The 15722-nt window shown below is 42.5% G+C and carries 14 protein-coding genes; 10 read left to right on the top strand and 4 right to left on the bottom strand.

Annotation, left to right across the window (positions count from 1 at the left end):
- Positions 1–52: 52 nt before the first annotated feature.
- From DHU68_RS13970 to DHU68_RS13960, 3 genes are all read left to right on the top strand, one after another.
- Positions 53–1399, top strand: coding sequence for a phosphatase PAP2 family protein (locus DHU68_RS13970; protein ID WP_108823621.1), 1347 nt, complete (start codon positions 53–55; stop codon positions 1397–1399).
- A 66-nt stretch (positions 1400–1465) separates the two neighbouring features.
- Complete coding sequence (locus DHU68_RS13965; RefSeq protein ID WP_108823620.1) at positions 1466–1945, top strand: hypothetical protein; 480 nt, start codon at positions 1466–1468, stop codon at positions 1943–1945.
- Positions 1946–2074: 129 nt separating this feature from the next.
- Positions 2075–2797, top strand: a complete 723-nt coding sequence (locus tag DHU68_RS13960) for a HEAT repeat domain-containing protein (protein ID WP_108823619.1) — start codon at positions 2075–2077, stop codon at positions 2795–2797.
- Between the two features lie 343 nt (positions 2798–3140).
- Here the strand turns inward: DHU68_RS13960 and DHU68_RS13955 are convergent, their stop codons facing one another.
- The gene (locus tag DHU68_RS13955) at positions 3141–3941 is read right to left on the bottom strand and encodes a hypothetical protein (RefSeq protein ID WP_255412518.1); all 801 of its coding nucleotides are present in this window, start codon (positions 3939–3941) and stop codon (positions 3141–3143) included.
- Positions 3942–4223: 282 nt separating this feature from the next.
- Between DHU68_RS13955 and DHU68_RS13950 the strand changes: the two genes are divergently transcribed.
- Complete coding sequence (locus DHU68_RS13950; RefSeq protein ID WP_108823618.1) at positions 4224–5438, top strand: FISUMP domain-containing protein; 1215 nt, start codon at positions 4224–4226, stop codon at positions 5436–5438.
- 209 nt (positions 5439–5647) lie between these two features.
- On the top strand, positions 5648–6112 hold the full coding sequence (locus tag DHU68_RS13945) for a PACE efflux transporter (RefSeq protein WP_108823617.1): 465 nt from the start codon (positions 5648–5650) through the stop codon (positions 6110–6112).
- A gap of 89 nt (positions 6113–6201) precedes the next feature.
- Here the strand turns inward: DHU68_RS13945 and DHU68_RS13940 are convergent, their stop codons facing one another.
- Complete coding sequence (locus DHU68_RS13940) at positions 6202–7425, bottom strand: glycoside hydrolase family 99-like domain-containing protein (RefSeq protein WP_369831349.1); 1224 nt, start codon at positions 7423–7425, stop codon at positions 6202–6204.
- A 217-nt stretch (positions 7426–7642) separates the two neighbouring features.
- On the opposite strand from DHU68_RS13940, the gene DHU68_RS13935 reads away from it, so the two are divergent.
- The 4 genes from DHU68_RS13935 (at position 7643) to DHU68_RS13920 (ending at position 14206) form a co-directional block, all read left to right on the top strand.
- Positions 7643–8650 carry a metallophosphoesterase family protein gene (locus DHU68_RS13935; protein WP_108823616.1) on the top strand — a complete coding sequence of 336 codons (1008 nt, stop codon included), beginning with the start codon at positions 7643–7645 and terminating at the stop codon, positions 8648–8650.
- Positions 8651–8677: 27 nt separating this feature from the next.
- Positions 8678–9172, top strand: a complete 495-nt coding sequence (locus tag DHU68_RS13930) for a hypothetical protein (RefSeq protein ID WP_108823615.1) — start codon at positions 8678–8680, stop codon at positions 9170–9172.
- A 147-nt stretch (positions 9173–9319) separates the two neighbouring features.
- Positions 9320–12715, top strand: a complete 3396-nt coding sequence (locus DHU68_RS13925) for a carboxypeptidase-like regulatory domain-containing protein (RefSeq protein WP_108823614.1) — start codon at positions 9320–9322, stop codon at positions 12713–12715.
- A 384-nt stretch (positions 12716–13099) separates the two neighbouring features.
- On the top strand, positions 13100–14206 hold the full coding sequence (locus DHU68_RS13920) for a phage portal protein (RefSeq protein ID WP_108823638.1): 1107 nt from the start codon (positions 13100–13102) through the stop codon (positions 14204–14206).
- A 30-nt stretch (positions 14207–14236) separates the two neighbouring features.
- On the opposite strand, the gene DHU68_RS14245 is transcribed toward DHU68_RS13920, so the two are convergent.
- Both DHU68_RS14245 and DHU68_RS13910 read right to left on the bottom strand, forming a co-directional pair.
- Positions 14237–14422, bottom strand: coding sequence for a hypothetical protein (locus tag DHU68_RS14245; protein ID WP_160111164.1), 186 nt, complete (start codon positions 14420–14422; stop codon positions 14237–14239).
- Between the two features lie 284 nt (positions 14423–14706).
- Positions 14707–15066, bottom strand: a complete 360-nt coding sequence (locus DHU68_RS13910) for a hypothetical protein (protein WP_108823612.1) — start codon at positions 15064–15066, stop codon at positions 14707–14709.
- A 99-nt stretch (positions 15067–15165) separates the two neighbouring features.
- On the opposite strand from DHU68_RS13910, the gene DHU68_RS13905 reads away from it, so the two are divergent.
- Positions 15166–15702 carry a DUF6712 family protein gene (locus DHU68_RS13905; RefSeq protein WP_255412517.1) on the top strand — a complete coding sequence of 179 codons (537 nt, stop codon included), beginning with the start codon at positions 15166–15168 and terminating at the stop codon, positions 15700–15702.
- Positions 15703–15722: the final 20 nt, after the last annotated feature.

The raw sequence follows: 15722 nt of genomic DNA, 5'->3' as shown, positions 1-15722 counted from the left end.
CTTACTTTTGAAGTGTATTTTACTTTTATTAACACATTAGCTGCGCACAATAATGAAGAAGTATTTTCTATTTGTTTTATTCATATTGCTTTCGTTCGGTGTTATCAAGGGGCAGAACCTCTATCCGCCATTGATAACCGATTCGAGCCAATACCGATTCGAGAAGAAAGACCCATTCTGGAAACATACCATTGCTCCCGCCGTACTTGTCGGTCTTTCGTTGGCTTCGTGGGAAGCAAGCAACGATGTGCGTACCATTCGCAACCGTTACACTCCCGACTTTCGTAGTACGCTCGATAATTATACCCAATATGCACCCGCAGCTACAGTTTTTGCACTGAAAGCTGCAGGAGTAAAAGGGCGCAACAAGCTGGGACGCTCGGTTGTCAACTGGGGCGGAGGTATGCTGGTAATGGGAGGATTGGTCAACGGACTGAAATACACTACCAAAGTAATGCGCCCCGATGGCTCGTCAAAAAACTCTTTCCCCTCGGGACATACGGCAACAGCCTTTATGAATGCCACCTTTATGCACAAGGAGTATGGGCATATCAATCCCCTGTACAGTGTCTTGGGTTATTCTATGGCTACCTATACAGGTGTCAGCCGAAGCCTCAACAACCGCCACTGGCTTTCCGACATTCTTGCCGGAGCAGGCATCGGCATCCTGTCTACCGAATTGAGCTACCTGATAATAGATAGTTTCTACAAAAATAAAGGTGATTTTTTCACACCTTTCGACATCAGGGAGCAGATGGAAACACCTTCTTTCCTCTCGGTGAGAATAGGGCAGGCTTTCTACCTCGACGATTTTAAGTCGTTCGGGAAACTAGGGCTCGAAGGAGCCTTGGAAGGTGCTTACTATTTCAATCAGAAATGGGGGATAGGTGGCGAAATTGGTTTTATGCATATCCCTTTCGAACGAGAGGCTATCGATCTTTTCGAGTGGGACGAGCTTCCTCCCAACATTAGCAATCAGCAGCTCGATGTACAGTCTTTAGGCTTCACTTCTATGCTTGTTGGCGGTTATTATACCAAGACCTTGAGTTCTAAATTCCTTTTGCAGGGAAAAGTGCTTACGGGTATCGGTACGGGAGTAGGAGGAAATATTGACTTCGTTGCCGACAGAGAGGAGAATGGTGTTGTTTCAGAGATTGATGTTCCATTTTTGGAATATAGTGTAGGCACATCGTGGGTTGTAGGCGGTGGCGTTTCGTTGACGGGTATGGTAGCCCCAACGCTGGGCTTGTCTCTGTTTGCCGACTATAAATATGCCAACCCGAAAGCTAAATATACGATATCAAAATATTATGAAGAAATAGACGATAAGCAACTGGACGACGATCGCCTGCCAATAAGTTCTCTTACATTTGGACTTAAACTGGTTTCTTTTTTCTAGATTATCGACTTCTTTTACAGCTTAATACTGTATATTTGTTCATCAAACTTTATAAAACACAATGTTATGAAACAGGCCATCTTCTATCTTCCAACCATTATTCTAACCATGTTGCTGATGTCTTGCTCTGGTAATAAAATCAAGACGGAGAACGAGATCCTTGGTAAGTGGCGATTCACTAAGGTTGACACAGATGTTGCTGCATCGGATAATGCAATCAGAGAGAAAATAGTAACCAGTCTGCGCGGTAATACAGAACTAATGACCGTTATGAGTGAAAAATTTTCTATCATAGAATTTCGAGAGAATGGGGTAGTAAATATTGATGGTAAACTCGGTAATTATTTTGTTGATGGAACTAAACTGAGCTTTGAGGGAGAAAAAGATTCGGATTTTGTCGATTTTCGAATTGTTGAAGACACGTTGGTTTTTTCTTACAATTTCCCTAAAAATCTATATGAACTGATGAAATCAGCCTTTCAGATTCCCGATAATGTCAAAGTAGATAAGTGTGGGGTGAATATCTTTTTCGTAAAAGAAGAATGAACTAAAAAGATAAGCTATTAAATAATGAGATCTCAGACAGTTCTTTAATTGTATCTAAAAAGGCTTGAACCACAATGTGATGGATGTGAATTTATCTTGCAATGATGATAACTATAAACGACAAATTGGATGAAAGACTTAAAAGAATTTGAAAAGTGGCTCGAAAAGGCAAGGGAAAGCAAAGAAGAACAATTGCCGTTTGTTTGGGAAATCATGAAAAGTCCCTATGTAGAATACCATTATTCGTTATTGAAAGATAAAACCCTACATGAAGAATTTAGGAGAAATTTGCGTTCTCGTTTCGATGAGCATCACGAAGCAGGGCAAGCATTTCTACTTTCCAAGTTGGACAACGATGAAGATGTTGATTTTCATGGTGAAATAATTTTCATGCTAGGTAAATTAAACGATAGAAGAAACAGACCGGGCAAAGATAAAGTAATTGATTATGTTAGAAAGCTTGCCCTTTCTTCTGATGGCTACACGCGAGAAAGAGCAATTATTGTTTTGGGCTGGATAGGAGTGATGGAAGATGTTCTACTACTTGCCGATAGGTTGATGAATGACTCAAACGAAAAATGCAGAACATGGGCGGCAACATCTTTTATGCAAATGTGGTTTAGAACTAAAAGTGAAGAACTTGTAGCAAAAGCCTTGCCACACCTATACCAATCTATAAAGCAAGAAAAGGATTATTTTGCTTTAGGTAGCATGATTGATGTAGTCAAAGAATTGACAGGTAAAAAATTTGGCTTACCTCAGTATGCTATTGACAGTGTTGATATAGAAAAAATAGAGAGTGCAAAGTTAAAAGTAGAACGATTTTTCAGAAAGCTATATCATGAATTATAAATGCTACTGCAAGGTAATGATCCGATTATCAAAAGAATATGTGGTGAATACTTTTTCGTAAAAGAAGAATAAAAAAAGTAGTGTTTATGACAATACAGGAGGCGTTTTGTAAGAAAATGACTGATTGATGAACAATTAAACTGTTTGACGCGTTATAAAAACAATAATAGAATTAGACTCATTTACCTACGATAGGATAAATATACTTTTCCAATCGAAGCGCATAATTTTACACAGAAAAGACTGGTTCTAAAGCTAAGAATCAGTCTTTTTCGCTCTTTATCGTGCTATCGTTTTATCTGTTGTTCAAACTTGTATTGCACCTCTTCGGCACGCGATTTGTCTATCCTATAGAGGAGAAATCCGAACACTTCGACAACTGTTTTTCGAGTGATCTGATCAAATAAGTATATCTTATCCTCTGCCAGATCGGCAATCGTTTTATACCATCCCCACTTGCTGCAAAAGCTTTTGTATCCTCTAGAAATTGGGCGGCTTGATCCCTGACCGTCAAAAAGTGGTTCAAAATCTCGTCGGATCTTTTCTTTTTGAACAAAAAAAAACTGATCAGCGGCAGCATCTTTTCCCACGACTGAGCCATAAACAGTTCCTTTCGCTCCGCTGTAAGCTCCGTGTTGTAATCCTCTCCCGCAGGTCGGCAGAGGATGGCTAGCAGTTCCGACAGCTTGTTCTTATCGTCGCCCTCCATCACCGCTTCCACATCTACCCATTCGCCCAAGGTCAGTTTCTCGGACAGCGGCACGAAATATTTTCTGCCCTCAATCTCGACCATGCCCTCAGGCTCAAATTCCGTATCGAAGACAAAGCCGATGGCTTCCGTAATCACTGTAAACAATTGGGTAGGGGAGTTCAACAGCAAGTCAGCATCCAGCTTGCACACATCGGCAACATAGTGCACATAGTCGCTTTTGCTCTGAGGTTTGGTCATGTGCCACTTTTCGTAGTCGCCCAGTGTGATGTCGTTCCAGCCCGAAAGCACTTGCTGTTTGTTGTTGTCAAATTCGATTGTAATCATTTTTTTTGCTAACGTTTTTTCAGATGAGTCTGCTAATAGATAATTCCGCGCAGAAAAGTTGACAGCTTTTCTTCTCTTCCTAAAAAAATCCTTTCCCTTTCCGATCATCAACTTTTTTTCTTTTATATATTTTCTTTTTTTGTTTAGTATAGTTTAGTCTTGTTTTATGTATGGTATCAACGAGCGTATCGCCGAGCGTCATGCTCAGTATATAGCCAAGCCAGCCATCGAGCGTGGGGAAGAGAGTAGAACTGAGCGTAAGGCTGTTTCCCCCCTTCTTAATCGGGAATAATTATAAGGTAATTCTCTGATTTTTATAAAAAAAGTACTAGATATATTAAATTAAAGTATATTTGCAGAAGCACAAATACACATATACACAACATTATTATGAGAAATTTAAAGATCTTATTCATTTTTACATCGTTAATCTATACCTCTCTTTCTGCACAGGTAACAATTGGTATAGACGAAAAATCTGTTGAAGGTTCTATGCTTCAATTGAAAAATATTGAAAAGATAACTGATGGTGAAGCCAATTCTACCAAAGGACTGTTATTGCCTCGCGTTGAATTGAAGGACATGAAAAAATTGAAAATGGGAACCGCTGACGAAATTACCGATTCGGACGAAAAACTATCTCACTCTGGGCTAACCGTGTATAATGTACATGGTGACCCATGTTTGCTACCTATTCCTATACTAAAAGGAGTACATGTATGGGATGGAGGAGAATGGATCTCGTTTACACCCTTGTACGCACCCGAAGTGTCATTGCATAAAGATCAGGATGGGAACGAATTTAGGGCACGTCAATTTGGTAATGCCGGAACCTGGATGATAGACGATCTGAGAGCAACTAAGCTGGCTGATAACTTGGGAGGAACCCCTTTGAACAACGAAGGTACTACAGCCGGTCATTCTACTAAGTTTGCTTATGTATATCCCGGACTAAATCAAGCGAATCTGGATGCTAACATTTCGGTAGGTTTGTTGTACGACTGGAATGGAGCCACTAACAAACGACCTAATACTCGGGCTGAGGCAGGTGAATTGCTAAATGAAATAGAAAAAAGTAGGCATAAAGAAGGAATACACCATCAAGGCATTTGCCCGCAAGGATGGCATTTGCCTACTATTGCTGAATGGATAGAATTGGAAAAAGAAATAATAGCAAATTCAGGGAAGTATTCATCTGAAACAATAATGTCGGAACCCAATCCTGCTCTCGATCCAAATGATCCGCTGAACGGAGAATATATAAACAAAAGGGGTAAGCATGGATATGCTATGCTATCTCCATGCTTACCTGCTAGTGCATCAGGTGTAAATCCGGCTACGGGGAAAAGTGTTTATGAAGGGGGCTTTGCCCTTTCGCTGTCAGGGTTAGTATATAATGGAAAGGCTGGAAGTTATGGGAGAGCAGCTCAATATGCGACCAACTCTTTGGCGTTTGCAACAACAACAGCTTCACCAACTCAAATTGGTGGTCAGGTGACTGTTTATATTACTAACACAGAGAATCTGGTTACAATAAATAGACGAGTGGAAGCGAGAGATACTGATAATGCAGGTTATTTACCTGTTCGTTGCAAAAAAGACTGAAAAAAGCAGTAAGTTTATTATAACAATACAAGAATAGATAATAAAACCCTGTAACGATAAGCTTCGTTTCAGGGTTTTTTTGTTTTACGTATGTCATCACCGAGCAAAAGAATGAGAGTAGGGGGCGGTAAATGCTATGAAAATCAGTTGTCAGTAAACACTCTTTGGCTCAAATTTTGTACCTTTGACACTAAAGCAGATTTTATAAAATGAAACTAATAGAACATATCAGAGCAAGAAGTCCCATCGAAAGATCGTTTCATGCCTTGTCTTACGAGGTGGTCGGGATTATTCTCAGCGCACCCATTATCTCCTTTGTGTCGGGCAAACCGATGCACGAATCGGGAGCGCTGGCAGTGGTGGTGTCGGTAATAGCGATGCTTTGGAATTATTTGTTTAACGTCATTTTCGACAAGTTGCAAAACCGCTACAAGTTTAAGAAAAACCTCCTTGTGCGTGTATTGCACGGCACTTGTTTCGAAGTAGGTCTTATCCTCCTCACTGCGCCAACCATAGCCCTGATATTCAGTATGACGGTCATAGATGCCTTCTTCCTCGAAGCAGGAATGTTGCTGTTCTTCTTCCCGTACACCATCGTTTTCAACTGGTGCTACGACAAGCTGCGTCTGTCTTTGGTATATCATTACGACAAAACGCACCCTCGGCAAAAATAGACTATCGTTCCCCCTATAAAAATAAAAGAACTCCCCACGCAGATGAGGAGTTCTTTTTTTATTTTTACATGAATGTGCTTGAAGCCTTTTTACTTCCTCTTATACCGTTCGTATTTGCCATCCACTATGATGTCTTTCACCGCTTCCAGATAGCCAAATCCATACTTCGCATCAGGTAGCAGATAGCCACCCTCTACCCACTCGTTCCACGAAAATACGGTAATCAGTTTCGGCTGATCGGGGTGAGCGTCGGCATACTCTTTCGCCCTTTGCAGATAAGCCGCAAAGCTGGTTGGCGAGTTGTTGTAGTGAATAAGATCTAGCTTTGTTTTTTCGGGAAAACGTGGCGTGTCGTCCCAGCCTATCGTTGCATTCGGGAAGAACGGTATCGACAAGGCTTCATCCCATTTCTGCAGTCTGTCCATCGACTCTTCAGCCCATCGGATATAGTCTTCTGCAAAAGGCCCGCCCCAGTTGTAATTCGTCATACTGTTGATTCCCAGTTGCTCTATTCGGTTTACAAAGTCTTCGTTGGGGTAACCTCCACCTACAATGGATTGGAAGTGCAGATCGGGGAAGCCTGCTTTCTTCACCTCTTCGCGGAAGTAGTCGATTGCTTTCTTAGCCTCTTCTATGCTGCCAAAGCTATGGATAAACTTGTTGAGGTCGAAAGTGGAAAATACAGGTGCGCCGTTAAATTTCAGGTAATTCGGACGTTTGAAATACTGATTGATAACGCGGTCGACAATAATCTTGAAGTTTTCCCAGTCTACAGTGGCATCCCAAAGGATAGACGTATCGTCAGCATAGCGGTGTACATTCCAGTAATTGCGCTTTACATCGTGGTTTGCCCACATGATGTAGAAATTCATCTTTTCGTTGTTCGATGCTTTGAGAAAACCGTCGTTGAGGCTGCTTTCGAGGAAAGGACCTTCGTCGTACCAGTACCAGTCGAAGATGAAAGTATTCACCCCGTGGTCGGTAGCCGCATCAATCCATTTTTCCATCACCTTCGGGTCGTTGTCCATTTCGTAACCCCATAGAGGCACTTTGGGTTGGTAATGTCCTTCAAATCGGGGAGTCCCTTTCTTTATCACTTCCCACTCACCCTCGCCGTCGGGCCAGAGAATATCATGTCCCTTTGGCTGATCGTCGTGACACGAAGGCCAGATGTAAGCCGCTACGATGTATTCCGACTTTTTGCTTTGGTTATCAGTTGATTCTTTTGCATCTTGTTGGCACGAAGTTGAGGTCAGACCGATAAATAAGAGTGCCGACAAAAGGATTGTAATCGTTTTATGCATATTTTTCATAAGGCATGTTTAGTTTAATTGTTAACATCATTCATATTGGGCAATGCTGCTTTATTAACAGACCTCCAAATGTATGGATTTAGCAATAATTATCCTAGTTTCAGTCTATTTTTTTTACAAAGCTGTTATAGATAGCATAAAAAACGAATGTAGTAGCGGCGAAATCTTTTATTTTGTACCTTTAGCGCACAAACCAAAATTATAACTTTAAAAAAACATGAAAAGAACCGTATTAACCTTGATCACCCTGATGGCGATCTTTTCGGTGAGCGCACAAAACCATGTGTTAAAATTCAACAAAGAAGGAAAATTTAAAATTGTACAATTTACCGATGTTCATTACCAAAAAGATACACTGGCTTCGGAAACAGCAATCAAGCTGATCAACGAAGCACTGGACAAAGAAAAACCCGACTTGGTAGTATTTACGGGCGATATCGTCTTTTCTCATCCTGCCAAAGAAGGCTTGGATGATGTATTTGCTCAGGTTATCAAACGAAAAATCCCTTGGACTTATGTCTTTGGCAATCATGACGACGAATATAACGTAACACGTCAGCAACTAATGGATCATGCCATGCAAAAACCTTATTGTCTTGCTCAGGCGGGCGACAAAGCACTGGAGGGAGTAGGCAACTATATCATCGAAGTAAAAAACAGCACAAATGATCAAGTAGGCGCATTGCTGTATCACTTCGATTCGGGAGCATACAGCCCTATCAAAGAGATTAGAGGATACGACTGGTTCAACTTCAATCAGGTAGACTGGTATCGTGCCCAAAGCGCAGCTTACACCAAAGAAAATGGCGACAAACCGCTTCCGGCATTGGCTTTCTTCCACATCCCTTTGGCAGAATATGCTATCATGAAAGCTGAAAAGTACGATCAGCTGATAGGCAACAAAGATGAGAAAGAATGCAACGGTGTACTTAACACAGGTATGTTTGCTGCTATGCGTATGGCTGGCGATGTGATGGGAACATTCGTAGGACACGATCACAACAACGACTATATTGGCGAATATCAGGGAATCTACCTTGCTTACGGACGCTTCACCGGAGGAAATACCGTTTACAACGATTTAGGACTTAACGGTTGCCGCGTGATCGAACTGGAAGAAGGTAAACACGAATTCTCAACCTATATTCGTCTGCGTGGCGGAGAAATCATTTATCCGGTACACTATCCTACAACTTTTGCTCCTAAAGCAGAAGAAGTAAAATAGCAGTAAGGACAAACAGATAATAGCATCATGAAACAAGCCGTCACTTATCTCGCTCTTCTGATCTTCTTCTTTGCCTGTGGTCAGTCTAAGCAGAAGAATGAGGCGGCCGTTGATGTTGATTTGGGTTCTATAACTAAGATTGAAGAGCAGCCCAACGGAGTACAAGTCGCTTTGAACTTTATCAAGGGCTATATAGGCAGTGGATTATCTGCCGACGAGTGGGTGGCATCTTGTGGTATGGTAACCGAATCGTTCAAAGCAGAATATAAGAGAATGGTTGACCAAGCCTGGAAAGAAGATCCCGAACTGGGACTAGGTTTCGACCCCATATTCGATGCGCAAGATTATCCCGACGAAGGCTTTGAGCTATCTTCTTACGATGAGAAGGAAGGTTACGTTCATCTGAAATGGATAAATTTTTATGAATTTGAATTAATCTTAAAGGTAGTTGAAGAAGATGGCAAATGGCTTGTTGACGGTTCGGGGCGAATCAATATTCCCGAAGAGATGCTGGAACAATAATTCGTCCCTTTTATAGAATTATCATACACCCCTAACAAACGAGAAGCCCTACAAGGTTTCTCGTTTTTGTTTCAAATAAATGGCTCGTTTCCCAAACTTTCTGTTAACTTTGATTTTAACAAAACTCACACCTTAAAGCATAAGCTTATGAAAAAGAAGCTCTTCCTATTTGTGTTATTGCTTGCAACAATGGCGAGCTGGGCGCAAGTGCTAACTCCCCGAATAGACATCAAAGACCTGAAAATAGGGGAAAAACCGATCGAAATATCGCAGATCAAGGTAGATGTAAAAGTTGTAGGAGCATTGGCTGTTACGACAGTAGATATGACTTTTTACAACCCCAACACCCGCGTGATGGAGGGCGAATTGGAGTTCCCCCTTGCCGACGGGCAGAGCATTTCACGTTTTGCTCTCGACATCAATGGAAAGCTGCGCGAAGGTGTTACGGTAGATAAAGCAAAGGGACAAAAAGCTTTTGAGTCTATCGTCCGTCGGGGAGTCGATCCCGGATTGCTGGAGAAAACCTCAGGTAACAACTTCCGTACACGCGTCTATCCACTCACCGCAAGAGGATCGCGCCGTGTTGTTATTGCCTACGAACAAGAACTGAAAGCCGATAATGGCAAATACCAGTTCTTTCTGCCGGTAGAGTATCGCGACAAGATCGGAGACTTTAGTGTCAACCTTGTGGTGCATGGCAAAGATCAGCAACCGAAGGTAGATGAAACGCCTTGGGGCAACTTTTCTTTTTCGCAGTCGGGCGAAGCTTATATGGCTTCTTACTCGATGAAGAACTATAAAGGAAAGGGACAGATTGTATTTTCGGTACCTGTAAAAAACGATATACAACTCTATGTAGAACGTGGCAAGATAGGCAAGCAAACGGTTTTCTACACACAACTATTCCCAGAAGTGGTGCAAAAAGAAAAATCGAAGTCCAAATCGATTGCTTTGTTTTGGGATGCATCCTCGTCGATGAGCGAGCGTAATTTCGACTTGGAGAGCCAATTGTTGGATCGTTATTTTGGGAAACTTAAAAACCTTTCGGTCAATCTCTATAAATTCAATTACAAAGAGCTTAAATCGCAACGATTTACGATTAAGAACGGTGACTGGAGCCAATTGAAAACAGCTCTCAAAGAAACCATCTACGACGGAGGCACACAGTTGGGAACGTTGAACCTTTCGTCGGTCAAAGCAGATGAAATCTTGTTCTTCTCCGATGGGTTGAGCAACTTTGGTAAGGTCGTTCCGCTTATAGGACAAACACCTATAACGACAATCAACTCGATGCTGAAAGCCGATTACAGTATGCTCAAATACCTGGCATCTACCAGCGGAGGAACGTTTGTAAACCTGATGCAGCAAACACTAGATGAGGCTATGGAACAGTTGAGCAGCGAGTCGCTTCGCCTGATCGATATCGATTACAACAAAAACGAAGTTGAAGATATAACCACCTCAGGAACGATCATCAATGCCAGACAGGGTATATCCATTGCCGGAAAGTTGAAGAGCGGATCGGCTACCATTACACTTAAATTTGGCAACGGAAAACGTGTCAGTCATACCGAGCGTGTATCGATCAACAGCAGTGCAGCTGCCGATTATGATAACATGGTCGAACGCCTTTGGGCAGCCAAGCGCATTGCCGAACTGGATATGCTGTACGACGAAAACAAAAGAGATATAGAACGATTGGGTAAGAAGTACAATATTGTTACCCGCAACACATCGCTCATCGTACTCGAAACCGTCGGCGATTATATCGAACATGACATCACTCCGCCCGAAGAACTGAGAGAAGAGTATTACCGCATACGCAAAGATATGGATAAGTCGCGTGCTATAGACGTGGAAGAACGCATCAATAATGCTATACAACTGTGGGACTACCGCAAAAAATGGTGGGATGAGGAACCCAAGAAAGAATACGTCATAGAGGGTACTATAAAGGACGAGAAAGGAAACCCTCTTTCGGCTACTGTTCAACTAGAAGGTCGTCTTGCAAAAAAAGTTCAGGCTTCTAATGACGGACATTTCTATATCAAAGCATTTAAGGACGATAAACTCGCGTTTATACTTAATGGTTACCAGTCGAAAAGCATGACCGTAAAAGGTGACGAGAAAGTATCCATCGTCTTAAAAGCTTATAAACCGCCTAAAGTTGTAGATAAAGGATATGAACCTCCAAAGGTAGAATATACTATTCGTACTGGAGGCAGAGGAGATTATACAGTCGACGGCGTAATAAAAGAAGATAGTACGGGTGAACCTGCCATTGGTGTTACCGTAGCCATTAAAGGAACCAATCTGGGTGTAATATCTGATGTGGACGGGCAATTCTCTATAAAAGCCAATTGGAACGAAGTATTGGAATTTAGATATGTAGGCTTTAAGACCAAAGAAATGACTGTTACCGACAATAAGACAGTGGAGATTCGTATCGAGGAAGATAGTCAACATCTGGACGAAGTAGTAGTCACCGGTTATGGAGAAGTAAGGCGAGACGAACTCTCAGCATCAGCCATAAGGATAGAATCTTCGGATATGGTGTCAGAAGCCTTGTACGATATGGCTCCGGGTGTAGCTGTGGAACGATCTAAAGCCAAAGAGGAAGAAGCAGGTGAGGAAAGCAGAGGCACTATTTCTATCAAGGCTTGGGAGTCGGATGCTCCGTACATGACAGAACTGAAAGAGAAGAGTAATGATGAACTCTACGCTGCTTACCTCGTTTTCAAGAAAGATTATCAGACAGCACCATCCTTCTATCTAGATGTAGCTTCCCTGTTCGAAACACGTGGACTGAAAGAAGATGCACTTCTTATCCTCAGCAATCTGGCCGAAATGAAGCTCGACGATTATCGCCTTCTCAGAGTGTTGGCGCATCGTTTGCAGCAGTTAGGCTATTTTGAGTATGCCATCCCAATGTTTGAAAAGGTGAAAGAATTACGTCCCGAAGAGCCACAGTCGTTCCGCGATTTGGGTCTGGCTTATGCCGAAAACAAAGAGTATCAGAAGGCGATAGATGAACTCTACGAAGTGATTGTCCGCCGTTGGGATGATCGATTTTGGGAAATAGAAGTATTTGCCGTAGAAGAAATAAACAATATTATAGCCAAAGGAAAGAAGAGTTTGGATATCAGTAAGATCGACGAGCGTCTGATCTTCAATATGCCTGTCGATGTTCGCATCGTTCTCAACTGGGATACGGACAATACCGATATGGATCTTTGGGTAACGGATCCGAACGACGAAAAATGTTATTACAGCAATCCAAAAACGAAAGCACTGGGCATGATTACCCGCGACTATCGAGATGGTTATGGTCCGGAGGCTTTCCTTATCAAGAAAGCACCAAAAGGAAAATACGTTATTGCGGCCGACTATTTTGGTACAAACGAACAAACGCTGATAGGGCCTACAACTATTTACCTCGATGTTTTTACGCGTTACGGCACACCTCAGGAAACTAAAAAGACAATAATGCTTCGTCTCGAAGAGGCGCAGGGCGAAGTAGAGATCGGAGAAATAGAGTTCTAGAAACTCAATTGAGCTAATCCAAGAAAAGCGGGAACCCCAATCGGGGATCTCGCTTTTTTATTCGCATAAGTATCTAATTATAGGAACTTTCAATTAACTTTGTACTCTATACAAACAGAGTGCAAAACGATGCAAAAAAGACTCTCTATTTTACATGTTCTATCTCTTTATCTCATTTGTAAGTGAGGTAGCATAGCAGAAGATAAAAAATGACACGTTAGCATTTTGCATTACGGTTATTCAACTATATAATATATACAGATTGAAGAACGCTTCACACACGCAGTAAGAGCGAGAAACCTATTCGGGCTTCTCGCTCTTTTTCATCTCTTTTCCACAAAATTATCTATACACAAACAGATAATTACTTAAATGCAGAATCATATGAACAACAAAGAGGAAAAGAAGTACAGCATTATCAAACTCTCCGAAGCCGTAAAAAGCTATCCCACCTTTACCCGCAACCTCAAAGGATGGATCAACTACGACCGCGACAACCTCCTTCCGCAACGTGTTATAGAACTCAACAACGAGTCGGCGATCAACAAGGCGGTGATAGAAAACAAAGTAACCTACATCTGCGGGGCGGGCTTGGACGATAGCCAATATTACGGGCAACCCAACCCCAACGACGACTGGAACGCGCTGATAGAGAAAGTGGCTAAAGATTATGTCACCTTTGGCGGCTATTGCTTTCAGGTCATCCTCAACGAAAATGGTAAGACCGTTAGCCTTTACCATACCGACTTTAGCAAGATACGCGTAGGGCAGGTCAACGAATACGGCATCTACCAGACTTTCTTCCTGGCCAACGACTGGCGGAAAACATACGGAAAATATGCGCCCGTTGAGGTGAAAGCCTATGGCAGCGAAGAAATGCAGAAGGGCGTGCCTTATCTCTTCTATTACAAAGACTATGAGCCTAGTCTCGACTACTACCCCGTACCGCAATACTATTCGGCACTGAACTATATCGAAGCCGACGGATTGCTGGGCAGATTTTACCGCAATTCGATCAACAACGGCTTTGTGCCTTCCACCATCATCACCATGCCTAGCAACCCTAGCGATGGACAGAAAGCACAATTTCAGCGCGATATAGAAAATAGTTATGCAGGAACAAATGGCGCAAACAGCATCGTGGTGCTTTGGGGCGAAAGTCAGGAAGTGAAACCCGTAGTAACCTCATACACTGCTAGCAACAATGCCGACTTGTACAACAATGTAGATGAAATCATCTTCCAGAAGATTATCTCGGCACATCGACTGACATCGCCTACACTGGCAGGATTGTCGGGTTCGGGCAACTTGTCGGGCAATGCAAGTGAAATCATCAATTCGTACGAACTGTATAGCCAAACGGTGATTCATCAGCTGCGCCGCAAGGTATTGGATACGCTGAGCATCTTTTCGGTCAACAATGGTTACAAAAAACTGGAAATCACCGACCTCAGTATAGCCGAAAAAATAACCCCCAAGCAAGAGGCTTAGGGGTTTGTATGGATAAGGGGATATGAATAGTTAAGGGCGGTTGTCCCGACGCCAAGGTCGATCGGGTCTCATTCGTGCATCTTCGTAGTTAAGTTCTACTAGCTTGTCGTTGAGGAAGTGCAGAAGATAATAACCTTTGGTGACGAAAGTACCATTCTCGGCAATCTCGTCTTTGTAACGCAATACTTCCAGAGGTCCTTCGCTGGTTTGCACCATCGACACCACCTGCGAGTTGTAGCCCATGAGCTTGGTTACCTGATCTCTGCTCATTCCTACTTTCACCTGATTGACTCCGCTTTGCAACGAGGCGCAAGATACTATGATAAAAGAAAATAGAGCAACGAGAGCCGCCTTGCGAAAGAATTTAATGCTGTTCATAACTGTAAGTTTTATAGTGTTTCTTATTCAATAAGACTAACGAAGGTAGTATAAGTTTAACTACGAAACGAAATATTTATTCATTGAATAAGAAAAAAACTTTCAGGTACGAAGAGTGATTTTTAATACTCGTCCTCGTCGTAATAGTCAAGAGAGTCGAATATAGAAGATCTGGCATCTTCGTTCGAGTATTTAACCAACTCGTTGTTGAGCAAGCTGAATACGTAATATTTTTCAACAACTTTGTTCTTGCCGCCACCTTTGCTATATACCGGATAACGAATGACCTCTTCGTCTCCTTTCTCGGTTTTTTCGAGTTTAACGATCTCATATTTCTTGCCAAACTTGTTAACGATCTCCATCTTGGTCATCCCCAATTGCAGATCTCTGACATGTTTGTCCATCGATGTTTTGCAAGACGAGAAAGCAACCGCGAGCAAGATGCTTAAAGCCGTTAGTTGAAGAAATTTAATCTTATTCATACATGTAAAGTTTTTAATGTTTCTGGTTTAAGTGAACATATAAAAATACAATAAGTTCGATAATAACATAAATTATATCAATTAAAATCAATAAGACAGATGATACAACTACCATTAATCTCCGAAGCGCTTTTCAAGCAGTTTTCTCCTGTGACCGCCAATACCGACATCACCGAGTTTGTACCCTATATCGGCATCGCTCAAGAACTGCACATCGAACCCATCTTGGGCGAACCTCTGATGAGCGAACTCAAAGAGCAGATAGCCACCAACACCCTCTCGCCCGAAAACAGCGACCTCGTACTCAAACTAGCGCCCGCCCTTTCGTTCTATGCCGTCTATCAGGCACTGCCTTTCCATTGGGCAACCATCGTCAACAAGGGCATCACCATCCGCGAGAGCGAGAACAGCAAGGGTGTGGATATCAACGATGTGGCGCAACTCCGCCGCTGGATAAAAGACGATGCGGAGATACTCACCGCGCAGCTTGCCGACTTCCTTTGCCGATGCAAGGCTTCGTACCCGCTGTGGCGACCAGCCAACGGTTGCTGCAACGAGGTGATAAACGAAGGCACTGCCACCAAAGATTTCGACAGTGGCTTCTACTTCCCCCACACCAAGAAAGGTTGCTGCTAACACAGAAAACTAAACCGCCT

The organism is Dysgonomonas sp. Marseille-P4361 (assembly GCF_900343125.1).
Classification (GTDB): Bacteria; Bacteroidota; Bacteroidia; order Bacteroidales; family Dysgonomonadaceae; genus Dysgonomonas.
The sequence above is the reverse complement of the archived record's forward strand: the minus strand, read 5'-3'. Positions and strand labels throughout refer to the sequence as shown.

Coding starts and splice junctions, on each gene's coding strand:
- DHU68_RS13970 (WP_108823621.1), top strand. CDS start 53: ATGAAGAAGTATTTTCTATTTGTTTTATTCATATTGCTTTCGTTCGGT.
- DHU68_RS13965 (WP_108823620.1), top strand. CDS start 1,466: ATGAAACAGGCCATCTTCTATCTTCCAACCATTATTCTAACCATGTTG.
- DHU68_RS13960 (WP_108823619.1), top strand. CDS start 2,075: ATGAAAGACTTAAAAGAATTTGAAAAGTGGCTCGAAAAGGCAAGGGAA.
- DHU68_RS13955 (WP_255412518.1), bottom strand. CDS start 3,941: ATGATCGGAAAGGGAAAGGATTTTTTTAGGAAGAGAAGAAAAGCTGTC.
- DHU68_RS13950 (WP_108823618.1), top strand. CDS start 4,224: ATGAGAAATTTAAAGATCTTATTCATTTTTACATCGTTAATCTATACC.
- DHU68_RS13945 (WP_108823617.1), top strand. CDS start 5,648: ATGAAACTAATAGAACATATCAGAGCAAGAAGTCCCATCGAAAGATCG.
- DHU68_RS13940 (WP_369831349.1), bottom strand. CDS start 7,425: ATGAAAAATATGCATAAAACGATTACAATCCTTTTGTCGGCACTCTTA.
- DHU68_RS13935 (WP_108823616.1), top strand. CDS start 7,643: ATGAAAAGAACCGTATTAACCTTGATCACCCTGATGGCGATCTTTTCG.
- DHU68_RS13930 (WP_108823615.1), top strand. CDS start 8,678: ATGAAACAAGCCGTCACTTATCTCGCTCTTCTGATCTTCTTCTTTGCC.
- DHU68_RS13925 (WP_108823614.1), top strand. CDS start 9,320: ATGAAAAAGAAGCTCTTCCTATTTGTGTTATTGCTTGCAACAATGGCG.
- DHU68_RS13920 (WP_108823638.1), top strand. CDS start 13,100: ATGAACAACAAAGAGGAAAAGAAGTACAGCATTATCAAACTCTCCGAA.
- DHU68_RS14245 (WP_160111164.1), bottom strand. CDS start 14,422: ATGGTGCAAACCAGCGAAGGACCTCTGGAAGTATTGCGTTACAAAGAC.
- DHU68_RS13910 (WP_108823612.1), bottom strand. CDS start 15,066: ATGAATAAGATTAAATTTCTTCAACTAACGGCTTTAAGCATCTTGCTC.
- DHU68_RS13905 (WP_255412517.1), top strand. CDS start 15,166: ATGATACAACTACCATTAATCTCCGAAGCGCTTTTCAAGCAGTTTTCT.